Consider the following 4472-nt stretch of genomic DNA (forward strand, 5'->3'; position numbering starts at 1 on the left):
TCAGCAGGAAGAAGAAGCGATGGAAATTTGGGCCGCAAGCGAGAAACGTGAACTGCAGGAGCGGTGGTCGAGCGAGCAGGTTGCGGAAGCGACAGCGGCACTGGTGGAGCGGAAACCGGATTTAGAGATGAAGTTGAAGCTCAATCACATCTCGGTCAAAGCGTTGCTGGCCGATTTCGGAGAGAATATCCATATCGCCAGGCTTGGCGACCGGTATGTTGTGCTCATTGAAGGGGATACATTCCAGTTTGAGAAAGGGGTCTCGCCCGTCGAGCTGCTGCGCCCGGACCAGCTCGAAGACGTGCTCGCACGCATTGAACAAAAGCAGACGGAGCGCCCGGCATATGAAGGCGCAGAAGACGATGACGCCCCTCCGTTCTAATGGGAATGAAAGGGAACGCCAGCCATGAGGGAACGGAGAAAGAGAGAAAACGAAAGAGAACGGGATTTCAATAGTGAAAAAGGCGGGGGCCTTTACCCAAATTTATTGTTTTGCCAGATTGTTTTGCAACAAAGACCTGTCTCCTGCTTACCATATTACTAAAGGAATTTGAAATGGTCATACAGGTAAGGGGATGGGAGGTATGGAGCACTTTAGCATAGGCGAATGGGTGAAATTTCCTTACAATGACAAAGGGAAAACATTGCTTCTTACCGGTTATGTGAAAGAAATGAATAAGGCGCAGATGATGATGACGGTATTCGTGCCGACGGTCAAAGACGGTTCTTCTTCCGCGTTAGCGCGCAGCGGCCATTTTCGCGTACCTCTCGATGTAGCGGAAAAAATCAGGGAGCTTCAGCTCGAACATGAAGATTATAATGCGCTGTTGGATATGGCGCTTGACAGCAAAGACGAAGAGTGGTTTGAGGAGCTGGTATGCAGACGGAACAAAATGTAGCGGGGCTTTCTCGCTGCATTTTTATTGTCTAACTGTTCATTCCATTATTTTTTACGCCATGCAGAATATTTGCTGGAAAAAACAGAGGACGAGCATCCCGGTGCCCGGAACGTTCGAATTCCCCTCCGGTTTATACCAGAAGAGAGGAGAGAGATAGAATAGAGAGGAAAAGACTAAAAGAGGCGCTCTAAGCAGCGGACGCGGCGCTCTAGCTGTTCAAACGTCAGCATGTCCTGGGTATAGAATCGGCATAATTCATCGAATTCGGCACTTTTCATCATACGGTAGAATGATAGGCGGGGAACGCCGTTATTCAAGCGGGTGCGAAGCTGTTTTTGCAGGAGACACATTATTTTCACCTCTGCGTTTTTTATCCATTATCCCAAGAATGGGCATGGCCTATACGTGATGGATGAAAAGCAAGGAAAGAGAACATAAGAGATCGGAAAGGGAAAGGCGCCGGGTTTTGCCCGACGCCTTGCACAATTTTTATCCAAGCATCAGTTAAAAATCAAATTGAAAATTATCGGGGTCCTGGCCGCTGCGCTCATTGCGGTTTAGCCCGTCGATTTGATTCATCTCTTCGTCAGTTAGTGTAAAATCAAAAATATCCGCGTTGGCAGCAATTCTCTCCGCATGCACTGATTTCGGGATCGTCACGACACCGTGCTGCAAATCCCAGCGCAAAATGACCTGGGCCGGCGTTTTACCGTACTTGCGGCCAATCTTATTCAGTACCGGATCATCTAGCAAGCGCCCTCGCATTAGTGGACTCCACGCTTCCATCTGGATGCCTTTTTCCTTACAGAAACGGAGGAGTTCCTTTTGCGTCAGGCGCGGATGAAATTCCACCTGGTTAACCATCGGTATAATGCGGGCATCCATCAGCAAATCTTTTAGGTGATGGACATGAAAGTTGCTAACGCCGATTGCGCGCACAAGCCCGTCTTCATACAGTTTTTCAAACGCGCGCCATGTGTCTTTATACTTTTCTTTTACCGGCCAGTGGATGAGATACAAGTCGAGATACTCGAGTCCGAGTTTCTGACGGCTTTCTTCAAATGCGCGCAGCGTGGCATCGTATCCTTGATGTGAATTCCATACTTTTGTTGTAATGAACAGCTCTTCACGCGGCACACCGCACATCTTGATCGCGTTACCGACACCTCTCTCGTTGTGATACAGAGCTGCTGTGTCGATGCTTCGGTAGCCGATCTCAATCGCCGCTTTGACCGCCTGCTCGACTTCTTCGCCTTCCTGGGTCTTATATACGCCAAGGCCCAGCCAGGGCATACGAACACCGTTATGAAGGGTAGTGTAATCAGAAATGCTGTGAATCATTTGTTTCGCCTCCTGTTTTGAACCGCTTGTTTTACATTTAATCAGTGACTCTTGTTTGCCGTCTTCTCAGGCATAAGTGCCCCCCCGTGCATCAGCGGGACGACCGGTAGGGTACCGGCCTGTGCAGCATGCAGGATGCCCTCTGCGCCTCCTAGCTTTTCAAGGAAGCGCCCGGTTTCCGTTTGAAGCAACGTATCAGAGAGGCGGTCGGCGCATGAGGCGAACAGCTCGCGCGCGGCAAACGCCCCGTCGCTGAGTTGCCAATCATCCGGGTTATGGTGAGTGAGTTCCTGTATAAGATAACCGGCCCCTAGCATGTCTTCGAGCGCAAAACGGCCATTCGAACCGGCGCAGATGATGACAATGGAGCCCTCTTCGCTGCTTCTGCGGATATGATCGGCCACCGCATGGCCATTCAGCAAAGAAGAAGCATAGACGGTACGGGCGGTCGCTGCTTTTTTCAATGCAACCGTACCGTTGGTTGATGAGAAAATGATTGTTTTTCCGTGTATCCCGGCTGTGGCCAGCTCCAGCGGGTCAGGGTTCACAAACTGATCCAGCGTATAGCCGCCGCTTTCTCCGCACAGCAGGTATTCGGTTTCTCTGTAAGCTGCGGCCGTCTGGAGGGCATCTTCCCGATGCAGAACAGGGATAACGGCCCGTGCGCCATGATGCAGCGCTGTGACGATCGTAGAGGTGGCATACAGTACGTCGATGACAACGGCGGTACACCCGGAAAGCCGTTCGGGGTTGAGGCTTTCTTTTTGGGTTAGAACGTGGATTTTTCTCATAATAGCTCCCGGCGCATCGCCCGGTGCGCCTGATGCATTAGATTGTACACGCCGCTGTCGAGTTTGCCAAATCTCTCGTCCTGGACACCGCCCTGCTTCCAGCGGTAATAGATCTGTTGAAGAATAACGCCGACCTTGTAAAAGGCGAACGTAAGGTAATAATCAATGTTTCCGACGTCACGTCCGCTTTTTTGCGCATAAAAATCGATGAATTCACGCCGTGTAATGAAACCGGGGAATGTCGTAATGGATGTCAGCCCGGTTTCCCCTTCGCCCGGCTCGGTCCAGTAGGCCATGGTAGAGGCGAGGTCAGTCAGCGGATCGCCGATCGTGCACATCTCCCAGTCGAAAACGGCGGTCGCTCGACGCGGATCATCCGCCGCCAGCATCATGTTATTCAGTTTGAAATCGTTGTGCACAATGGTTGGCGCAGGGGAGGCGGGAATGTTGCCCACAAGCCAGGCCTCGACTTCGCCGGTAACGGCAATCTCATCAGTTTGCGCCGCGTGATAGCGTTTAATCCAGCCGTGCACCTGCCGTTCGAGATAGCCGTCCGGACGTCCGATATCGGTCAGTTCCGCTTGTACATAATCAATTGCATGCAGCTGAGTCATCGTGTTGACCACTGTTTCGGATACCTTGCGGGCCGTTTCTTCGTTCGCTTCGTATTCAGGCGGAAATTCGTCATCTAATACGACGCCCTGTTTGCGCTCCATAATATAGAAAGGGCGGTCCATCAGAGCCGGGTCTTCGCTGTACAGATAGACCTTCGGCGCAAGCGGAAACACCGGGTGGATCCGCTGTAGAATCTCGGCCTCGCGCTTCATGTCATGTGCCTTCGGCGGAATCGGTCCGAATGGTGGGCGGCGCAGGACCGCTTTCCAATCTCCCATTTCAATTGCGTAGGTCAGGTTCGAATAGCCGGCTGAGAATTGCTTTACTTTGAGCGGGGCATCGGGCACATCTTCAAGCTCGTCAAGGATAAACTCGCGTACGGCTGACCAGTTAATCTCGTCTTTTCCAGACTGAACAGCAAGAAACTCCACTTTGTTTTCCATGTTTATTTCCCCCATAAGCCGAATGATTTTGGGTACTTCTTTTGCGACGACCATACGGTGCACTTCATCCGTACCGTTATAGATGTGCGCCATAATAAAGATGATTTGTATATACAGTTTTAACTATTTAAAATAAAATGATAAATCAACTGCATTTTCTTACAATAATACAATGAAACGGAAAAACAGAACAAGGGGAGATGCGGCAAATGCAGAAGTTCAATTTGGAAAACACCGTTTAAACGGCTGGGGAATGCAGACGATTTGCATGGAGCCATACGGATGTTATCCTCTGAAACCGAAGATTTCATTACCGGCCAGACGGTTTTTGTCGACGGTAGTTGGCTGGCGCAATAAAGCTACGAAGGGAAAGAGAGAAGAGA

At 50.6% G+C, this 4472-nt stretch carries 6 protein-coding genes; 2 read left to right on the forward strand and 4 right to left on the reverse strand.

The window, feature by feature from the left end; genetic code table 11:
* Positions 1–382, forward strand: a 382-nt coding sequence (locus B2899_RS09285) for a DUF3898 domain-containing protein (protein WP_286885270.1), incomplete at its 5' end; no start/stop codon positions are given.
* A 202-nt stretch (positions 383–584) separates the two neighbouring features.
* Entirely contained in the window at positions 585–899 is a 315-nt protein-coding gene (locus tag B2899_RS09290) for a hypothetical protein (RefSeq protein ID WP_146811962.1), read from the forward strand.
* Between the two features lie 173 nt (positions 900–1072).
* Here B2899_RS09290 and B2899_RS09295 read toward each other — a convergent pair whose 3' ends face one another.
* The 4 genes from B2899_RS09295 to B2899_RS09310 all read right to left on the reverse strand — a co-directional run bounded on the left by B2899_RS09295 (position 1073) and on the right by B2899_RS09310 (position 4089).
* Positions 1073–1249: a hypothetical protein gene (locus B2899_RS09295; RefSeq protein WP_170230372.1), complete on the reverse strand. Its 177-nt coding sequence runs from the start codon at positions 1247–1249 to the stop codon at positions 1073–1075.
* Positions 1250–1403: 154 nt separating this feature from the next.
* On the reverse strand, positions 1404–2240 hold the full coding sequence (locus tag B2899_RS09300; protein WP_286885273.1) for an aldo/keto reductase: 837 nt from the start codon (positions 2238–2240) through the stop codon (positions 1404–1406).
* Between the two features lie 41 nt (positions 2241–2281).
* Positions 2282–3031 carry a 2-phosphosulfolactate phosphatase gene (locus B2899_RS09305; protein ID WP_286885274.1) on the reverse strand — a complete coding sequence of 250 codons (750 nt, stop codon included), beginning with the start codon at positions 3029–3031 and terminating at the stop codon, positions 2282–2284.
* Positions 3028–4089, reverse strand: coding sequence for a phosphotransferase family protein (locus B2899_RS09310; protein ID WP_286885277.1), 1062 nt, complete (start codon positions 4087–4089; stop codon positions 3028–3030). Before B2899_RS09310 ends, B2899_RS09305 begins: the two co-directional genes overlap by 4 nt.
* Between the last annotated feature and the right edge of the window lie 383 nt (positions 4090–4472).

The sequence above is a fragment of the Aneurinibacillus sp. UBA3580 genome, from assembly GCF_002375825.1.
GTDB classification, from domain to species: Bacteria; Bacillota; Bacilli; order Aneurinibacillales; family Aneurinibacillaceae; genus Aneurinibacillus; species Aneurinibacillus danicus.

What these genes read in the sequence shown, in the direction of transcription:
- B2899_RS09300 (WP_286885273.1), bottom strand. Translation starts at nt 2,240, where the DNA reads ATGATTCACAGCATTTCTGATTACACTACCCTTCATAACGGTGTTCGT.
- B2899_RS09295 (WP_170230372.1), bottom strand. Translation starts at nt 1,249, where the DNA reads ATGTGTCTCCTGCAAAAACAGCTTCGCACCCGCTTGAATAACGGCGTT.
- B2899_RS09290 (WP_146811962.1), top strand. Translation starts at nt 585, where the DNA reads ATGGAGCACTTTAGCATAGGCGAATGGGTGAAATTTCCTTACAATGAC.
- B2899_RS09310 (WP_286885277.1), bottom strand. Translation starts at nt 4,089, where the DNA reads ATGGAAAACAAAGTGGAGTTTCTTGCTGTTCAGTCTGGAAAAGACGAG.
- B2899_RS09305 (WP_286885274.1), bottom strand. Translation starts at nt 3,031, where the DNA reads ATGAGAAAAATCCACGTTCTAACCCAAAAAGAAAGCCTCAACCCCGAA.